The sequence below is a fragment of the Rhizobium sp. YTUHZ045 genome (assembly GCF_051124255.1).
In the GTDB taxonomy this organism is placed as follows: domain Bacteria; phylum Pseudomonadota; class Alphaproteobacteria; order Rhizobiales; family Rhizobiaceae; genus Rhizobium.
Genome location: NZ_CP101432.1, coordinates 2047786 through 2063809, shown reverse-complemented (window position 1 = coordinate 2063809; position 16024 = coordinate 2047786). Strand labels below are relative to the sequence as shown.

The window sequence follows — 16024 nt, the reverse complement described above, 5'->3', positions numbered from 1 at the left end:
AAGAGCCGAGGACGTTACGTTACGGCGCTCCAGCGCTTGCATTCAGACGGTGTACGAAATCCGCAAAGAAGGCTGAGGCATGAATGGCTCTTCGGTGGACGGCGATCGTCTGGGGAATTTCAGAGAACGCTCCCTCTACCAGCCGGAAGCCGGAAATTCGCTCCGAACTCTGAACGAGGAATTCGGTCAATCCTGCAGCCGCGTCGCACTGCGACCCGACAAGAAGATCGATTGCCGCTGCCGGGCTGTCAGTATGCGAGACAGTGGCTTTTTCAAGAATACGATCGAGCTGCTTCGTATAGGCGGCGCTTCTTGCGGAGGCTATCCGCACTCCTTCAGCATCGACGTCTCCGACCGTTCGAAACGCTGAGTCCTCCGGCACCAAATAGGTCGCTCTGACGGAGATGTAGGGAGGTGAAAAGGAAAACCGGTCGGCTCTCGAGGGGTCCGAGGCAATGAAAGCAATGTCCCACTCGCCGCGATCCGAAGCGGCGAGGATGTCGGCGGCTGAGCCGTACTGGATCAGCGACAGGCCGCGATCCAGTTGCTCGGCAATTTTGTGACCGATCTGAGCGCTTGGACCCACCAAGGCGCCGGCCTGATCGTCCCAACGGACCAGCGCTGCATTCGACATGTTGACGGCGGCCCGGATTACACCCGCCGGGGCTATCTCGGACAGAACTTTCTCTCGCGTCGACATCGGCGCGAACTCCTAAGATGCAAACCGGGCTGCGAGCGCCTCCGATCCTCTTGCAAGGAGGGCGACGTCTACGCCAACGGCGGTGAACAACGTCCCGAGCGAAATGCAGCGGGCCGCGAAGGTCTCGTCCGGCGTGAGGATGCCTGCCGGCTTTCCAAGAACTTTCAGGCGTCCGATCGCATCTTCGATCGCCGCGACCACCTCGGGGTGTCCCGGTTGTCCAGGATGGCCGAAGCTAGCCGCCAGATCAGCAGGGCCGATGAAAATGCCGTCGACGCCGTCGACCGCTGCGATGGCCTCTAGCCGACCGAGTGCCTCGCGGGTCTCGATCTGCAGAAGCAGACAGATCTCCTGTTCGGCAATCCGCGCGTAATTCGGCACACGCCCGAAGCGGGTGGCGCGCGTCAAGGCGGAGACGCCGCGAATCCCGCGCGGCGGATACCGTATGGCGGCGACCGCCGCCTTCGCTTCGTCTTCGTTCTGCACATAGGGAATGAGGAGCGTCTGGACGCCGATGTCCAGAAAGCGCTTGATCAGCACGGGATCGTTGAATGCCGGGCGTACGACTGGGGAAACGTCGTAAGGCGCGACCGCCTGCAATTGCGGTAGGACAGTAAGGACGTCGCTTGGAGAGTGTTCGGTATCGAACAGCACCCAGTCGAAGCCCGACGGCGCGACGATTTCCGCCGCGTAGCTTCCGGGAAGGCCGCACCAGAGACCGATCTGGCTCTGACCGGCTATCAATTTCCGTTTGAAGTGATTGATGGGAAGTTCCATGGGAGCGCTCACACGAACGAGACGCCGATCGAGCCGACCGGACCATAGTCGGCTTGGATGACATCGCCTTTAGCGATGTCCACCGGGCGAGTAAACGAGCCTGCAAGAACGATCTGGCCCTTCTTCAACCCGGCTCCGACGGCATGAAGCTTGTTCACAAGCCAGGCGATTCCGGCAGCCGGATGCCCCATGATAGCTGCTGAAACACCCGATTCCTCGATGATGCCGTTTTTCGAAAGCGTCGCGCCGACCCAGCGGATGTCGATATCCATTGGCCGGATGATGCGGCCGCCCACGACGATCGCTCCGAAAGCAGCGTTGTCGGCAATCGTATCGGTGATCGCTCTGGGCACCTCCGTTCGGTAATCGATGATCTCAAGCGCGGGGACGACAAACTCCGTCGCGCGCATGACATCATAGATCCGAGTGCCCGGTCCCTCGAGATCCTCACCCATCACGAAGGCAAGTTCGACTTCGAGGCGAGGCTTGATGAAGAGCTCCGCCTTGATCTGCGCTCCGTCGTTAAAAAGGGCGTCGTCGAGAATGACGCCGTAGTCGGGCTCCGTCATTTTCGAGGCCATCTGCATCGCCCGCGATGTCAGTCCGATCTTATGACCCGCGATCCGTGCGCCCTTTGCAATCCGGGCTTGCGCCCAGAGTGCTTGGATCTTGTAAGCGTCTTCAAGTTCCAAATTCGGATATGTCCTGCTTGGCTGGACGATGGGTTTGCGTTCGGTTTCTGCCTTCAGCAGTGCGTCGGCTGCCGCCTGGCGTTCCTTTTCCGTAATCATGATGTGGCTCTGCTGGTTTCGTTATTTGATCGGAGGACGCGGCAGGATCGCCTCGCCCGGCTCCATGACGTAGGTGTAGTCGAGCGAGAACCACGGGCCAGTAACGTCCGTGTCGGATGGGTGCGGCTCGTCATGACGGACAAAGTCGCCTGTCAAAGCCGCGGTGACGCCGAACTGCACATCGGAATCAATGTTCGGATCGCTCGGGTCGAAGACCTGGGAGATGAGGGTTTTGTATCCCTCTTTGAAGATCAGGGCGTGCAGATGAGCCGGTCGGTAAGGGTGGCGGCCTTGCGCTTGGAGAAGCCGACTTACGACCCCGTCGACAGGGATGGGATAGCCCACCATCTTGACCGTTCTAAACCAGAACCGACCCTCGTCATCTGTGGTGAACTTGCCGCGCAGGTTCATTTCCGCCTGATCAGGATCCTGGTTTTCGTAAAGGCCGACAGGAGAGGCGTGCCATACGTCGATCTCGGCGCCTTGGACGGGCTTGCCTCCCCGATCAACCACCTTCGCGTGGACGAACAGGGGTGTTCCCGGCGTTTCCGAGCGGATGATGGTTCCGCCGTTCTCGACCCGCGGTGAGTTGAGCCGCCAGAAGGGCCCGAGCAGCGACTGTGACGTCTCGGTCTGCCCGTTGTCGCCGTTGTTGAGCAGGCACACGAGCGACGAGACGCCAAGCGATCCGGCCATGAGCACGAACTCATTGTGGCTGTCGGTCTGCAACTGCCCAATTTCGTTGAGGATGGCGGTCGCTTCGCGAAACTCGACTTCCGACAGCCTGACCTCCCGCACGAATGCGTGGAGGTGCTTCACCATTGCAACGAGTATCTCCCGGAGTCGTGGATCCGCGGTGCGGTTCATCACGGCGAGAACGGCAGGCGTCAACTCGCTTTCGGTTCTAATTGCCATAGGGCTACCTCCCAATGAGGTTCGACTATCAGAATAATCGATTATCTGTCAACCGACGACCGAGCGCTCAATACTATCGGCAGGGGAGGGTGCGTGATTTATGTCGAGTGAACATGCTGAAATACACAGATAAATAGGATTCGATTAGGGCGCTGACGTAGACGTCTAGTGGTTTCTGACGTATTCAAGTTGACATCAATAATCGTTTATCATATCGATTATCGAAACTTTGGCAGGTTGCTTTGGGAGGAAGGATGAACTCGGCCGACGACAGCTCTCTTGCGCCGTTGACAGAAGACGCGCCGTCAGCCGGCTTCCTCGACGATGGCAAGAACACCATCGGCAGCCAGCTCGCATCGCGCCTTCGGGAGGCGATCATTTCCGGTGAACTGGAAGCGGGCAGCAAGATCAATCTCGACAAGGCGCGGAAGACTTTCAACGTCAGTCTGAGCCCGTTGCGGGAGGGCTTGGCCAGGCTCATTTCAGACGGTCTGGTCGAATTTCAGGACAACAGAGGCTATCGCGTCGCGCCGATCTCCCTGGCCAATCTCGAAGAGGTCACCAGCCTACGCGAGGAACTCGAAGTGTTCGCGCTGCGTGAATCCATGCGTCTCGGAGACGTCGATTGGGAGGGCAACGTCATGCGTGCACTTCATCGTCTCAACCGCACGGAGCGCGACGCCGCGCATCCCGAAACGCTGGAGCACTGGGAAGCGCTTCACCGCGAGTTCCACCTGACACTGATCTCGGGCTGCGGGAAACCTCTGCTACTTCATTTCTGCAGTCTTCTGCTCAATCTCAACGACCGATATCGCCGCGTCTTCCTGATCCGTACGTCGGGCGATCGCAACGTCGGGCAGGAGCATAGCGAGATTGCCCAGGGCGCAGTCGCTCGTGATGTCGACTATGCCTGCGACAAGCTCCGCCAGCACATTCATCGCACCGGCACCAATCTGCGCAACCATCTCGCGACGAAGGGAATCGTGTGATGGCCGCCGCAACATCAAAAGCGGCGCCCCCGATTGGCGTCGCGCACTTCTCATCGATATTGCTGCCTCCCGTGGAGTTTGCGAAGGCCGCAGCGCGTGCGGGGTTCTCCAGGGTCGGGCTCAGGCTGCATCCGGCGTTCCCCGGTGCGCCCTACTACGAGCTGCCTGTCGGTGGTTCGGCTGCAGGCGAGTTCAAATCCGTGCTTGCCGGTGAGGGCGTCGAGGTTTTCGATATCGAGTTCTTCGTAATCGACCCCTCGTTCGACGCGTCGTCGATGGAGGCGACAGTCGCCGCGGCTGCGAACATTGGAGCACGCCGGCTCAGTGTCTGCGGAGATGATCCTGATCAGGTCAGATTGGTATCGAACTTCTCGGATCTCTGCGGCCTTGCGGACCGGTACGGCTTGGCTGTCGACATCGAGAACATGGGTTGGCGGGTGATTAAAACCTTCCAGGACAGCGTCGGCCTTGTGAAGGCGAGTGGCGCCCGCAATGCCGGCGCCCTCGTCGACGGAGTACATTTCTTCAGGAATGGCGACACGCTCGCCTCGCTCCGAACCGAGATTGACCGGGTAAAGCACGTTCAGTTGTGCGATGTCACTGGGCCAGCGCCGGTGACACCAGAGGAGATGATCACTGAAGCTAGAGGCGGGCGGTTCGCACCGGGGGAGGGCGAATTGCCGTTGAAGGAGCTTGTTGCAGCGGTCGATAGCTCCACGGCGATCTCGGTGGAAGTCCCACTCGCAGGGTCTGCCGCGCCCGAGACGCATTTGAAACATCTGTACGACAGGGCCGAAGAATTATTCGGGTCGGATCGCTGATCCGGCGCCGGCAAGGTGAGCCGCGCCGGAGGGAGGAAGTCAACATATGGGCTATACGTTCGATTTTGGTGCGGTCTTCGACCGCGCCCCGGAATTGTTTTGGGGTTCGCTTGGGACGCTCGGTCTCGCGGTTGCCGGAATGATCCTTGCGCTCGCCATCGGTATTCTCGGCGTCGCTGCAAGAACATCCAGGAACAAACTCGTTCGATCTCCAGTGATTGCCTTCGTCGAGATCGTTCGAAATACACCATTCCTGGTACAGATATTCTTTATCTACTTCGCCCTTCCGCTCATGGGCATCCGTCTAAACCCTACGGCTACGGCCATTATCGCGCTGGGGATCAATGGCGGCGCTTATGCGATTGAGATCATTCGAGGCGGCGTGGAAAGCGTGAACAAGGGACAGGTTGAGGCAGGTTTCGCGTTGGGCTTGCACAAGGCCGATGTGTTCCGGCTGATCGTTTTGAAGCCGGCTCTGCGAGCGATTTATCCGTCCCTGACCAGCCAGTTCGTGATGCTGACCTTGACGACTTCGGTCTGCACTTCAATCGCCGCCTACGAGCTGACCTCGGCGGCGCAGCGGATCGAATCCGACACCTTCCGAAGCTTCGAGGTCTATTTCAGCGTGACTGCAATCTACCTCGTCATCTCGAGTCTGATGATGGGCATCTTCGCCCTTATCTCTCGGTCCTACTTCAACTACCCGACCCGATAGGAGGCGTTCATGGGTCCCATCGGCGAAAACGAGCTGTTCTTCCTCTTGCAGGGTCTGAAGTGGACCGTGCTGCTGGCCATCATCGGCTTCGTCGGAGGAGGTGTATTCGGAATTCTGATCGCTCTGGTGCGCACGTCGAAGAACCGCTTCGCACGTTTCGTATCGTCGGGCTACATCGCGCTCTTCCAGGGCACACCGCTCCTTATGCAGCTCTTCGTCGTCTACTACGGCGTCGCGCTATTGGGCGTCGACGTCAATGCATGGATCGCTGTGGCCATCGCGTTCACCCTCCATGCGAGCGCCTTCCTGGGCGAGATCTGGCGCGGCTCGATCGAAGCCGTTCCGAAGGGCCAGACCGAAGCCGCGAATGCACTCGGGCTGCATTACATCTCCCGAATGAAGGACGTTGTCCTGCCGCAGGCGCTGAAGATTTCGATGCCTGCAACCATCGGATTTCTCGTTCAACTCATCAAGGGCACATCGCTTGCAGCGATCGTCGGCTTCATCGAGCTGACCCGTGCCGGACAGATCATTTCGAACCAGACCTACCGCCCACTGCTCGTCTTCGGGATCGTCGGAATGGTCTACTTCATCATTTGTTGGCCTCTCTCCCATATCGGGAGCGGCCTCGAGAAACGGATGGCGAAAGCTGCCCGCTAACCTTGCTTCGACCGAAGCAAAGACCACAGAGGAGGAGAATGGAATGTATAGCAATCGCAGACGATTTCTTGGAATGGCCCTGGCTACGGCCGCCTTCGCCACGGTAGGCGCCGCAGCGGCTTCCGCGGCGACCGTTGAGGAGATCAAGGCCAAGGGCACGATCGTCGTCGGCATTCAGGGCGACAACGCGCCATGGGGCTTCGTCGACTCGAGCGGCAAGCAGGACGGGTTCGACGCCGATGTCGCGACACTCTTCGCTAGGGAGCTCGGGGTTAAGGTCCAGTTCCAGCCGCTCGCCGTCGCCAACCGCATTCCGGCCCTGACCACCGGCAAGGTCGACATCTTGTTCGCCACCATGGCCATGACCGAAGAGCGCGCCAAATCGATCCAGTACAGCAAGCCATACGCGGCGAACACGATCTCGCTTTATGCGGCAAAGGCCGATACCGCAAAAACGCCTGCCGATGTTGCCGGGTGGGAAATCGGCGTGCCGAAGTCCAGCTCGCAGGACAAGGCCATTACCGACGCCGTGGGATCGACGGCGACCGTCCGCCGCTTCGACGACGACGCCTCGACCATTCAGGCGCTGGTCTCCGGACAGGTCAAGGCCGTCGGAGGCAACATGTTCTACGGACAGCGGCTCGATGCCGCCAGCGCCGGCACTTACGAGCGCAAGATCGACTTCCTGACGACTTACAATGGCGTCGGAACGCGACTGGGCGAGAAGGACTGGAACGAGGCCGTCAATGCCTTCCTCGACAAGATCAAGGCCAATGGCGAACTTGCAGCCATCACCAAGAAGTGGATGAAGATTGATCTGCCGACGTTCCCGGAATCCATCCCCAACATCCCGTTCACCGTCAAGTAAAGCATACCATGGAGGGCGCCGTGCTCAGTTCCGCTAATGATCAGTCGACATTGATATCCCTTGAAAAGGTGGAGAAATGGTACGGCTCCTTCCATGCGCTGAAAAACATCAGCCTGTCGGTTCGCAAAGGTGAGAAGATCGTCCTTTGCGGGCCTTCGGGTTCCGGCAAGTCGACGTTGATCCGCTGCATCAACGCTCTCGAGTTGATCCAGGAAGGCAGGATCATCGTCGACGGGCAGTCGCTCGACGGTACGAGCAAGGCGGTTGACGCCATTCGGCGCGAAGTCGGGATGGTGTTCCAGAACTTCAATTTGTTCCCGCACATGACCGTTCTGCAGAACTGCGCGCTTGCGCCGATGAGGGTGCGGGGAACCAGCCGGGCTGACGCCGAGAGACTGGCGAGAAAATACCTCGAACGGGTTCGAATCCTTGATCAGGCGGAGAAGTATCCGGCGCAGCTCAGCGGAGGGCAGCAACAGCGTGTCGCCATTGCCCGGGCGCTCTGCATGGAACCCAAGGCGATGCTGTTCGATGAACCCACATCGGCCCTCGATCCGGAAATGGTCAAGGAAGTGCTGGACACGATGATCGGTCTCGCACGCGACGGCATGACCATGATCTGCGTGACCCATGAAATGGGTTTTGCCCGCCAGGTCGCAGACAGGGTCATCTTCATGGCTTCCGGCGAGATCATCGAAGAGGCCGAGCCCGAGGTCTTTTTCAGGTCTCCGAAGCATGAGCGCACCAAGGCTTTCCTTGGCGAGATCCTCGCACATCATTGAACCGATTGGTTTTATCGAGATGAACAGCAGCACATTCCTCGTCGGCCTAATCGGGGCTGACATCCAGATGTCGAAGTCGCCCGCGCTTCATGAAACTGAGGCGCGGCACCTGAAGCTGGATTACCGTTACGAACTCGTTGATCTCGCGGAGCGCGATCTACCCGCTTCTGCGTTGTCCGGACTGCTCGCAGAACTTGAGGACCGTGGATTCGCAGGAAGCAACATCACGCACCCGTGCAAGCAGATGGTCATCCCTCATCTTACGAGCCTGTCCGAGGACGCCGAGATGCTCGGAGCGGTCAACACGGTCGTGCTTCGGGACGGAAAGCGGATCGGGCACAATACGGATTGGTATGGCTTCTATAAGAATTTCGAGCGAGGCATGCCCGACGCAGCCAAAACGCATGCCGTCCTGCTCGGCGCAGGCGGCGCAGGGGTCGCCGTTGCGCACGCGGCCATCAAGCTCGGTATCGAGATGCTCTCGATCTTCGACCAGGACACAAATCGCGCCGCCGCGCTGGCCGATCAGCTCAACCGGCGCTTTTCAAGAACCTGCGCACAGCCGATCAGCGACGTCGGCGCGGCGCTTGATTCTGCGGATGGGCTGATCCACGCTACCCCCACGGGCATGCGAAGTCATCCGGGTCTCCCCATCGATCCGGAATGGCTTCATCCATGTCACTGGGTCGCCGATATCGTCTACATGCCGCTCGTGACCGAACTTCTGGCCCTGGCCGAGAAGAAGGGGTGCAGGACCTTGCCGGGCGGCGGCATGACCGTGTTCCAGGCCGCGGCGGCCTTTGAACTGTTCACGGGTGTAAACCCGGATGCGGAGCGCATGTCGCGCCATTTCGAAGAATTGTGTCGAGCTACAGCCTGACCGGGAGGACATGCCTTGCCGCACATCATTATCGACTATAGCCGGGGTGCTGCCGAACGGGTGGCGATCGATGAATTGACCAGAGCGGTCCACCACCGGGTGCGCGACGGAGGCTTGGTGAAGCCCACTGCCGTGCGGACCTTCGCCAGGGAGGCGACCTTCTCCTGCGTCGGCGACGAGCATCCGGAAAATCACTTCATCCAGATAATCGTGCGCATGGCGCCTGGCCGGCCGACAGAAACGAAGCGGGAGTTGTTGAAGGCGGTCCTCGAAGCTGCGCGCGATGTCGCAGCTCCCGCGCTGCAAGCAGGCCGGCTGGGGCTGCGGGCCGATCTTTACGAGTCCGATCCGAATTTCGCATTCCAGGAAATAGCGTTCGCCTGAGCTTGGCAACGCCCTCATAAGGAAAAATCGCAATGAGCCTGATCTACGTTCTTAATGGCCCAAACCTCAATTTGCTCGGCAAGCGTCAGCCTCACATCTATGGCCACGAGACGCTGGCCGATGTCGAGGCAGACTGCCGGAAACTGGCCTCGGAACTCGGCCACGAGATCCGTTTCCACCAGAGCAACCGTGAATATGAAATCATCGACTGGATTCACGAAGCGCGCGAAGACGGAGCCGGTATCGTCATCAATCCGGCCGCATTCACGCACACGTCGCTTGCGATCCTCGATGCCTTGAACACGTTCGAAGGTCCCGTCATCGAGATCCATATCTCCAACGTGCACAAGCGTGAAAGCTTCCGTCATCATTCCTTCGTTTCCCACCGCGCCGACGGCGTCATCGCCGGTCTTGGTACGGAGGGCTATCAGCTCGGAATCCGCCGGGTCGCGACGATGCTCAAGGCGCCGAAGAAGGACTGACCATGGCTCCCGCTGTCAAACTGGCGGTCCTCGGCGCGGGGCTTATCGGAAGGCGTCACATCAAACACGTGCTGGACGAACCGATGGCGGAGCTTGTCGCGGTCGTCGACCCGAGCCCGGTTGGAGAGGCGATCGCCAGCGAAATTGGCGCCAAATGGTTTTCGACCTTCGCTGAGATGGTCGCCGCAGCGCGCCCTGACGGCGTCATCATCGCGACGCCCAACCAGATCCACCTCAGAAATGGGTTTGAGGCCGTAGAGGCCGGCATCCCGGCATTGATCGAGAAGCCCATCGTCGACGATATTGCCGCTGGCGAGAGGCTCGTTGGGATGGCCGAGGCCAAAGGCGTTCCGCTGCTGACCGGACATCATCGCCGACATAATCCGATGATGCAAAAAGCTAAACAGATCATCGACAGCGGAAAGCTCGGGCGAATATTGATTGTGAATGCAATGTTCTGGCTATTCAAGCCGGAGGAATACTTCAACACTCCCTGGCGCCGCGAACGCGGCGCGGGACCAGTCTTTCTCAATCTGATCCACGACATCGACAACCTTCGCTACTTATTCGGGGATATCACGGCGGTCCAGGCGCTCGAATCCAACGCAGTTCGCGGAAACGCCGTTGAAGAGACCGCGGTGATCCTCATCGAGTTCAAGAATGGAATTCTCGGCACGGCTTCCGTTTCGGATTCCGTCGTCGCGCCATGGAGTTGGGAGATGACGACCGGCGAAAACCCCGCTTACCCTAAAACTGAGGAGGCCTGCTACATGATCGGCGGCACCCACGGGTCGCTGTCAGTGCCGTCACTCGATATGTGGAGCAATCCGGGCAAAATCAGCTGGATGGAACCGTTTGAATGTCATCGCGCCGAAATCGAGAACGAGGATCCACTCGTCCTGCAGATACGCCAGCTTTGCAGGGTCATAAGAGGCGAGGAGGCACCGCTGGTCAGCGGACGTGAGGGACTGGAAACCTTGAAGGTTATCGACGCCGTGAAGCGATCCGCCGCAGCGGGCCAGCGTATCAGCCTGATCTAAATGATTGCGCGCCAGCTCGCCCAACGAGTCCGACTTCTCATGGGGAACCGCTTTGAAATGAAACAGACCCGGCAGGAAGGAATCCTTCCACCCGGGTCTGGTTCACTTCAAAGCTTCAACCGGCCGAAGCTGGCATGTCAATCCGGCGCGGAGGTCTGCAGGGCGAGAGCGTGCAATACGCCGCCCATATTGCCCTTCAGCGCCTCGTAGACCATCTGGTGCTGCTGCACGCGGCTCTTGCCGCGGAAGGCTTCGGCGACGACTTCGGCGGCGTAGTGATCGCCATCGCCCGCCAGATCGCGGATCGTCACCTTGGCACCGGGAATCCCAGCCTTGATCATGTCTTCGATATCGCCGGGTTTCATGGCCATGATCGTTACTCCTTGCGCATTATTCCGCGGCAAGTTCGCCGCGGCCTTCCATGAAATCAGGGAACCACGATTCATGGGCGTCGCGCAATTGCTGAATTGGCAGTGAGATGAGATCGCCGACATCAAGGGCATCTCCGCCGACCGTGCCGAGGCGGCGGAAGGGAACGCCGGCGCCTTCTGCATTGACGCAGACGAAATCGGCCACATCGGCCGGCACCGTGAGCACGTAGCGGGCCTGGTCCTCGCCGAAGAGCAGCGCATGCGGTGCGCCTTTGCCTTCGCTGAGATCGATCGTCAGCCCCTTGTTCGAAGCCATGGCCATTTCGGCGAGCGCGACGGCAAGGCCGCCCGATGAAATGTCGTGGCAGGCGGTCGCCTGGCCGTTGCGGATGACGGAGCGGACGAAATCGCCGTTGCGGCGCTCTGCGAAAAGATCCACTTCCGGCGCCGGGCCTTCGCGGCTGGAAAGCACATCGCGGAGATAGACCGACTGGCCGAGGTGGCTGCCGTCGAGGCCGATCATGATCACCTTGTCGCCGTCGTTGGCGCTGCCGATGCGGACCATCTTGCGCCAGTCCGGCAGCAGGCCGACGCCTGCAATCGTTGGGGTCGGCAGGATGGCGATGCCATTGGTCTCGTTGTAGAGCGAGACGTTACCCGAGACGATCGGAAAGTCGAGCGCGCGGCAGGCTTCGCCGATGCCTTTCACCGCCTGAACGAACTGGCCCATGATCTCCGGTTTTTCGGGATTGCCGAAGTTGAGATTGTCGGTGGCGGCGAGCGGTTCGGCGCCTGTCGCGGTGATGTTGCGCCAGCATTCGGCAACCGCCTGCTTGCCGCCTTCGAACGGATCGGCCTCGACATAACGCGGCGTCACGTCGGAGGAGAAGGCAAGCGCCTTGCTCTTATGGCCATCGACGCGCACGACGCCGGCGTCGCCGCCGGGAAGCTGCAGAGAATTGCCCTGGATCAGCGTGTCATACTGCTCGTAGACCCAGCGGCGGCTCGACTGGTTGGCGGAGCCAACGAGTTGAAGCAGTGCCTGGCCGTAATCCTTAGGAGCGGCGACAAGATTGGCGGGCAGGGGCGCAGGTTTGCCGGATTCGCGCCAGGGGCGGTCATATTCCGGCGCCTGGTCGCCGAGATCCTTGATCGGCAGGTTGGCGACTTCCTCGCCCTGATGCATGACGCGGAAGCGCAGATCATCGGTCGTCCTGCCGACGATGGCAAAATCGAGGCCCCATTTGACGAAGATCGCCTTGGCCTCTTCTTCCTTTTCCGGCTGCAGCACCATGAGCATGCGCTCCTGGCTTTCCGACAGCATCATTTCGTAGGCGGTCATCCGCTCTTCGCGCACCGGCACCTTGTCGAGTTCGAGCAGGATGCCGAGATCGCCCTTGGCGCCCATTTCGACGGCCGAACAGGTGAGGCCGGCCGCACCCATGTCCTGAATGGCGATGACGGCGCCGGTCTGCATCAGCTCGAGGCAGGCTTCGAGCAGGCACTTTTCGGTGAAGGGGTCGCCGACCTGAACGGTCGGGCGCTTCTCCTCGATCGATTCGTCGAATTCGGCCGAGGCCATCGTCGCGCCGCCGACGCCGTCGCGGCCGGTCTTGGCGCCGAGATAGACGACCGGGAGACCGACGCCCTTGGCCTCCGAGAGGAAGATAGCATTGGACTTGGCGATGCCGGCGGCAAAGGCGTTGACGAGGATATTGCCATTGTAGCGGGCATCGAACTCGACTTCGCCGCCGACCGTCGGCACGCCGAAGGAATTGCCGTAGCCGCCGACGCCGGAGACGACGCCGGAGACCAGGTGACGGGTCTTGGGATGATCCGGCTCGCCGAAGCGCAGCGCGTTCATCGCGGCGATCGGGCGCGCGCCCATGGTGAAGACGTCGCGCAGGATGCCGCCGACACCGGTCGCGGCGCCCTGGTACGGCTCGATGTAGGAGGGGTGGTTGTGGCTCTCCATCTTGAAGACGACGCAATCGCCATCATCGATATCGACCACGCCGGCGTTCTCGCCCGGGCCCTGGATGACGCGCGAGCCCTTGGTCGGCAGCGTCCGCAGCCATTTCTTCGAGGACTTGTAGGAGCAGTGCTCGTTCCACATCGCCGAGAAGATGCCGAGCTCGGTAAAGGTCGGTTCGCGGCCGATCAGATCCAAAATGCGCTGGTACTCGTCCGGCTTCAGGCCATGGCTTGCAATGAGTTCCGGCGTGATCGGGATGGTATTTGGAATGGTCATGAGCGAAAAGTCCCTGGCGCGTTTTGCGCTGTCTTTAGCTTAAGTAGCGGCCGCGCGCGACAGAAAAAAGCCCGCCGTCAACAGAGGGCGAGCAGGCTTTTCTCATAAAGGCGGCGATCGTTCAGAACTTGTAGCCGATCTGGATGCCGGCGCGGGTCATGCCGTCGTTCGGGCCGTCGCAGAGATTGGCATGTGAGGAGTGGGCAATCTGGGCCATTACGTTCCAATTGCGGGTGAAACGGTAACCGGCGCCGGCATATTCGTGGAAGAGGACGCGGCAGCCGAGTTCCGGGCCGTCATCATTGCCTTCCAGGTCGCCGGTATGGATGACGCCGCCGAATCCGGCTTCGGCAAAGAGCTTCTCGTTGAGGTCGATCGTCCAGGTGAAGCCGGTAAAGAATTGAGTTGCTTCACCCGAAGTGCCGATCGAGGTGCCCAGATGCACGCGCGGATGCAACAGCTGTTGCTGCCAGCCAACCGCTTCCTCGTATCCAAAAGGATCGAAGAGGGCAGTAATCTCCGGAAAGACGCCGTCTTCCCCGGAGCGGCCTGATTGCACCGAGGCGGAGACACCGAAACGCAATTCATCGAATATCTGCTCGCCGGCATTTGCCGAACCTGCCATCGCGGTGCCGGCCACGGCCGCCACTGATGCCAGGCCCAGGAAGCGCAATGCGATCCTTCCGAACTCGACCCTCATCTGCTGTCCTTTGATTCGCACCAAGCGGGAATAGCAAAGAGGTAGCATGGGGGTTGGAGCGGTAAAGCGCTCTCGTCAGGCGTGTGCGTTTTTTCCGAATTATGGCGTGTATTTGCAACAGGTCATATTTCGCCGTCATAGGCCGAACCGCCATTTTCCAGCAGTCGGCGCAGGATCATCAGGCCCGCGGTCAGCTCCTGGCCGGTCTTGGGCGAGGAGAAGCCGATGCGAACGCGGTAGTAGGTTTTCTCACCGCGCGCCGCCTTGAACTCGTCTTCGTCGTCGACAAGCACGCCGTCGCGGAAGGCGGCATTCTTGAAGGTACCGGACATCCAGGGGTCCGGCAGTTTCAGCCAGAGGAAGGGCGCATGCGGATGCGAGGCGAAGTCGAAGCCCTGCAACTGCTCGCGGGCGATCTGGGCGCGCCGGGACAGGTCCTCTATGACCTCCTTGCGGATCTCGTGCGCCGTGCCGCTTTCGACGAGGCGGGCGCAGGTCTCCGCCAGGATGAAGGGCAGGCCGCCGGTGACCATCCTGTGTGTCACCTTGATGCGCTGGGCAAAATGCGGCGGACAGGCGACCCAGCCGCCGCGCACGCCGGCGGCGACCGATTTCGATAGGCCGTTGACCAGGAAGGTGCGGTCGGGCGCAAGCGAGGCGATGAGCGGCGTTTCGTCGTCGGCCATGCCACCGTAAAGATCGTCCTCGATCAGCCAGACGCCATGCTTTCGGGCAATTGCGGCAATCGCCGCACGCCGCTCATAAGGCATGATCGTGACCGTCGGATTGTGGACGGTCGGCATCAGGAAGGCGATTTTCGGATGCTGCTGCTGGCACAGACGCTCGAAATCCTCGGGAATCACGCCGAATTCATCGGAGTCGACCGTCACCGTGCGGCGGCCGAGAAGGCGGGCGCTGCGGCTGACCTGGGTGTAGGTGAGATTCTCGAAGACGATCTTGTCGCCCGGGGCCGAGACGGCGGCGATGACGGCGACCGCCGCCGCATGTGCGCCGAGCGTCGGCACGATGTTTTCGACCTCCGGCGTCCAGCCGCAGCGCGCAAGCCAGCGGCGGCCGGCCTCGAACCAGTTCGGCGGAAAACTTCGGGAATAGGAGGAAATTTCGGCGAGATGCTGTTCGCCGATCTCGGCAAGGATGCCTGAGATGATCTTGCCCTGGCCGAGGTCGGGGGCGGCTGTCGTATCGAAACGGATCTTGTTGGCGGGCGCGTCCTGATAGCGGGTGCCGCCGAGCGAGACGGCCAGAGGGTCGGTCTGTTCGCCGGGCGGCGTCTCGGCGCGGTTCAGGACATAGGTGCCGCGCCCGACCTCGCCGGCGACCAGGCCGCGTTCGTGAACCAGCGCATAGGCGCGACCGATCGTGCCGATCGTCACGCCGATATCATAGGCAAGGTTGCGCTGCGGCGGCAATTTGCTGCCGGCAGGCAGGGCGCCGCTCGCAATGGCGGATTCGATGCTGTCGGCCAGCCGAAGATAGACCGGCCCGGAGCCGCGGGAAAGATCAGGAAGCCAATTTGTCATGGTGACAATTGTATATATTGGCATATTGTATTGGTCAAGCGTAAGAACAATTCCACGGACGAACCGAGAGGATTCCTGGAATGTCTGCTTTGCCGGAAATCACCACGCCAATTGTACCAATTGTCTCCTATGACGACAGGCGCGTCATTCTGCCCAGCCCGCCGGTTGAGGTCACGACGCGCTTGGGCCGGATCTGGGCCGCCATTCTTCTCTGGCATCAGAAGCGAGAGGGGCGGCGTGCGCTGAGAGAGCTTACGGCGGCCGGACTCAAGGATATCGGGGTGTCGCAGTCCGACGCCGCGCGCGAAGTCGGCAAGTCGTTTTTCTGGGACTGATTGCGCGGGGATTGATCGCAGC

General features: G+C 60.5%; 19 protein-coding genes. 11 read left to right on the top strand and 8 right to left on the bottom strand.

Annotated features, from left to right (window positions below; all coding sequences use genetic code 11):
• Positions 1-19: 19 nt before the first annotated feature.
• From NMA58_RS10505 to NMA58_RS10490, 4 genes are read right to left on the bottom strand one after another with little or no spacing between them, the layout of a single operon-like run.
• Positions 20-700 (bottom strand): transporter substrate-binding domain-containing protein, encoded by a 681-nt coding sequence (locus tag NMA58_RS10505; protein WP_434713257.1) that lies wholly within the window; start codon positions 698-700, stop codon positions 20-22.
• Positions 701-712: 12 nt separating this feature from the next.
• A complete protein-coding gene (gene hpaI / locus NMA58_RS10500; protein ID WP_434713256.1) occupies positions 713-1477 on the bottom strand; it encodes a 4-hydroxy-2-oxoheptanedioate aldolase in 765 nt (254 codons plus the stop codon).
• Positions 1478-1485: 8 nt separating this feature from the next.
• On the bottom strand, positions 1486-2268 hold the full coding sequence (hpaH, locus tag NMA58_RS10495; protein WP_434713255.1) for a 2-oxo-hept-4-ene-1,7-dioate hydratase: 783 nt from the start codon (positions 2266-2268) through the stop codon (positions 1486-1488).
• 21 nt (positions 2269-2289) lie between these two features.
• The gene (locus NMA58_RS10490) at positions 2290-3183 is read right to left on the bottom strand and encodes a dioxygenase (protein WP_434713254.1); all 894 of its coding nucleotides are present in this window, start codon (positions 3181-3183) and stop codon (positions 2290-2292) included.
• Between the two features lie 254 nt (positions 3184-3437).
• On the opposite strand from NMA58_RS10490, the gene NMA58_RS10485 reads away from it, so the two are divergent.
• The 10 genes from NMA58_RS10485 to NMA58_RS10440 are packed head-to-tail and all read left to right on the top strand — an operon-like array spanning position 3438 to position 10804.
• A complete protein-coding gene (locus NMA58_RS10485) occupies positions 3438-4172 on the top strand; it encodes a GntR family transcriptional regulator (RefSeq protein ID WP_183700266.1) in 735 nt (244 codons plus the stop codon).
• Complete coding sequence (locus NMA58_RS10480) at positions 4172-4993, top strand: sugar phosphate isomerase/epimerase family protein (RefSeq protein ID WP_434713253.1); 822 nt, start codon at positions 4172-4174, stop codon at positions 4991-4993. Before NMA58_RS10485 ends, NMA58_RS10480 begins: the two co-directional genes overlap by 1 nt.
• A 46-nt stretch (positions 4994-5039) precedes the next feature.
• The gene (locus tag NMA58_RS10475) at positions 5040-5708 is read left to right on the top strand and encodes an amino acid ABC transporter permease (RefSeq protein ID WP_434713252.1); all 669 of its coding nucleotides are present in this window, start codon (positions 5040-5042) and stop codon (positions 5706-5708) included.
• A gap of 9 nt (positions 5709-5717) precedes the next feature.
• Positions 5718-6368, top strand: a complete 651-nt coding sequence (locus NMA58_RS10470) for an amino acid ABC transporter permease (RefSeq protein WP_434713251.1) — start codon at positions 5718-5720, stop codon at positions 6366-6368.
• Positions 6369-6411: 43 nt separating this feature from the next.
• Positions 6412-7236 carry a transporter substrate-binding domain-containing protein gene (locus NMA58_RS10465; protein ID WP_434713250.1) on the top strand — a complete coding sequence of 275 codons (825 nt, stop codon included), beginning with the start codon at positions 6412-6414 and terminating at the stop codon, positions 7234-7236.
• 8 nt (positions 7237-7244) lie between these two features.
• A complete protein-coding gene (locus NMA58_RS10460) occupies positions 7245-8018 on the top strand; it encodes an amino acid ABC transporter ATP-binding protein (protein ID WP_434713249.1) in 774 nt (257 codons plus the stop codon).
• Between the two features lie 19 nt (positions 8019-8037).
• Positions 8038-8898, top strand: a complete 861-nt coding sequence (locus NMA58_RS10455; RefSeq protein ID WP_434713406.1) for a shikimate dehydrogenase — start codon at positions 8038-8040, stop codon at positions 8896-8898.
• A gap of 15 nt (positions 8899-8913) precedes the next feature.
• Entirely contained in the window at positions 8914-9282 is a 369-nt protein-coding gene (locus NMA58_RS10450; protein WP_434713248.1) for a 5-carboxymethyl-2-hydroxymuconate Delta-isomerase, read from the top strand.
• Positions 9283-9314: 32 nt separating this feature from the next.
• The gene (gene aroQ / locus NMA58_RS10445) at positions 9315-9764 is read left to right on the top strand and encodes a type II 3-dehydroquinate dehydratase (protein WP_064712615.1); all 450 of its coding nucleotides are present in this window, start codon (positions 9315-9317) and stop codon (positions 9762-9764) included.
• A 2-nt stretch (positions 9765-9766) separates the two neighbouring features.
• Positions 9767-10804 (top strand): Gfo/Idh/MocA family protein, encoded by a 1038-nt coding sequence (locus tag NMA58_RS10440; RefSeq protein ID WP_434713247.1) that lies wholly within the window; start codon positions 9767-9769, stop codon positions 10802-10804.
• Positions 10805-10941: 137 nt separating this feature from the next.
• On the opposite strand, the gene NMA58_RS10435 is transcribed toward NMA58_RS10440, so the two are convergent.
• The 4 genes from NMA58_RS10435 to NMA58_RS10420 form a co-directional block, all read right to left on the bottom strand.
• Complete coding sequence (locus NMA58_RS10435) at positions 10942-11175, bottom strand: BolA/IbaG family iron-sulfur metabolism protein (protein WP_004676237.1); 234 nt, start codon at positions 11173-11175, stop codon at positions 10942-10944.
• A gap of 19 nt (positions 11176-11194) precedes the next feature.
• Complete coding sequence (gene purL / locus NMA58_RS10430; protein WP_434713246.1) at positions 11195-13426, bottom strand: phosphoribosylformylglycinamidine synthase subunit PurL; 2232 nt, start codon at positions 13424-13426, stop codon at positions 11195-11197.
• A gap of 121 nt (positions 13427-13547) precedes the next feature.
• Positions 13548-14126, bottom strand: a complete 579-nt coding sequence (locus NMA58_RS10425) for an acyloxyacyl hydrolase (RefSeq protein ID WP_434713245.1) — start codon at positions 14124-14126, stop codon at positions 13548-13550.
• Between the two features lie 122 nt (positions 14127-14248).
• Positions 14249-15667, bottom strand: a complete 1419-nt coding sequence (locus tag NMA58_RS10420; protein ID WP_434713243.1) for a PLP-dependent aminotransferase family protein — start codon at positions 15665-15667, stop codon at positions 14249-14251.
• Positions 15668-15747: 80 nt separating this feature from the next.
• On the opposite strand from NMA58_RS10420, the gene NMA58_RS10415 reads away from it, so the two are divergent.
• Positions 15748-16002, top strand: a complete 255-nt coding sequence (locus tag NMA58_RS10415; RefSeq protein ID WP_434713242.1) for a DUF1127 domain-containing protein — start codon at positions 15748-15750, stop codon at positions 16000-16002.
• Positions 16003-16024 lie beyond the last annotated feature (22 nt).

Excerpts from the sequence above, each read along its gene's own strand:
- purL (WP_434713246.1), bottom strand. The coding sequence starts at position 13,426 with ATGACCATTCCAAATACCATCCCGATCACGCCGGAACTCATTGCAAGC.
- NMA58_RS10435 (WP_004676237.1), bottom strand. The coding sequence starts at position 11,175 with ATGGCCATGAAACCCGGCGATATCGAAGACATGATCAAGGCTGGGATT.
- aroQ (WP_064712615.1), top strand. The coding sequence starts at position 9,315 with ATGAGCCTGATCTACGTTCTTAATGGCCCAAACCTCAATTTGCTCGGC.
- NMA58_RS10470 (WP_434713251.1), top strand. The coding sequence starts at position 5,718 with ATGGGTCCCATCGGCGAAAACGAGCTGTTCTTCCTCTTGCAGGGTCTG.
- hpaH (WP_434713255.1), bottom strand. The coding sequence starts at position 2,268 with ATGATTACGGAAAAGGAACGCCAGGCGGCAGCCGACGCACTGCTGAAG.
- NMA58_RS10490 (WP_434713254.1), bottom strand. The coding sequence starts at position 3,183 with ATGGCAATTAGAACCGAAAGCGAGTTGACGCCTGCCGTTCTCGCCGTG.
- NMA58_RS10440 (WP_434713247.1), top strand. The coding sequence starts at position 9,767 with ATGGCTCCCGCTGTCAAACTGGCGGTCCTCGGCGCGGGGCTTATCGGA.
- NMA58_RS10455 (WP_434713406.1), top strand. The coding sequence starts at position 8,038 with ATGAACAGCAGCACATTCCTCGTCGGCCTAATCGGGGCTGACATCCAG.
- NMA58_RS10460 (WP_434713249.1), top strand. The coding sequence starts at position 7,245 with ATGGAGGGCGCCGTGCTCAGTTCCGCTAATGATCAGTCGACATTGATA.
- NMA58_RS10505 (WP_434713257.1), bottom strand. The coding sequence starts at position 700 with ATGTCGACGCGAGAGAAAGTTCTGTCCGAGATAGCCCCGGCGGGTGTA.
- NMA58_RS10425 (WP_434713245.1), bottom strand. The coding sequence starts at position 14,126 with ATGAGGGTCGAGTTCGGAAGGATCGCATTGCGCTTCCTGGGCCTGGCA.
- NMA58_RS10475 (WP_434713252.1), top strand. The coding sequence starts at position 5,040 with ATGGGCTATACGTTCGATTTTGGTGCGGTCTTCGACCGCGCCCCGGAA.
- NMA58_RS10480 (WP_434713253.1), top strand. The coding sequence starts at position 4,172 with ATGGCCGCCGCAACATCAAAAGCGGCGCCCCCGATTGGCGTCGCGCAC.
- NMA58_RS10420 (WP_434713243.1), bottom strand. The coding sequence starts at position 15,667 with ATGACAAATTGGCTTCCTGATCTTTCCCGCGGCTCCGGGCCGGTCTAT.
- hpaI (WP_434713256.1), bottom strand. The coding sequence starts at position 1,477 with ATGGAACTTCCCATCAATCACTTCAAACGGAAATTGATAGCCGGTCAG.
- NMA58_RS10465 (WP_434713250.1), top strand. The coding sequence starts at position 6,412 with ATGTATAGCAATCGCAGACGATTTCTTGGAATGGCCCTGGCTACGGCC.
- NMA58_RS10415 (WP_434713242.1), top strand. The coding sequence starts at position 15,748 with ATGTCTGCTTTGCCGGAAATCACCACGCCAATTGTACCAATTGTCTCC.
- NMA58_RS10485 (WP_183700266.1), top strand. The coding sequence starts at position 3,438 with ATGAACTCGGCCGACGACAGCTCTCTTGCGCCGTTGACAGAAGACGCG.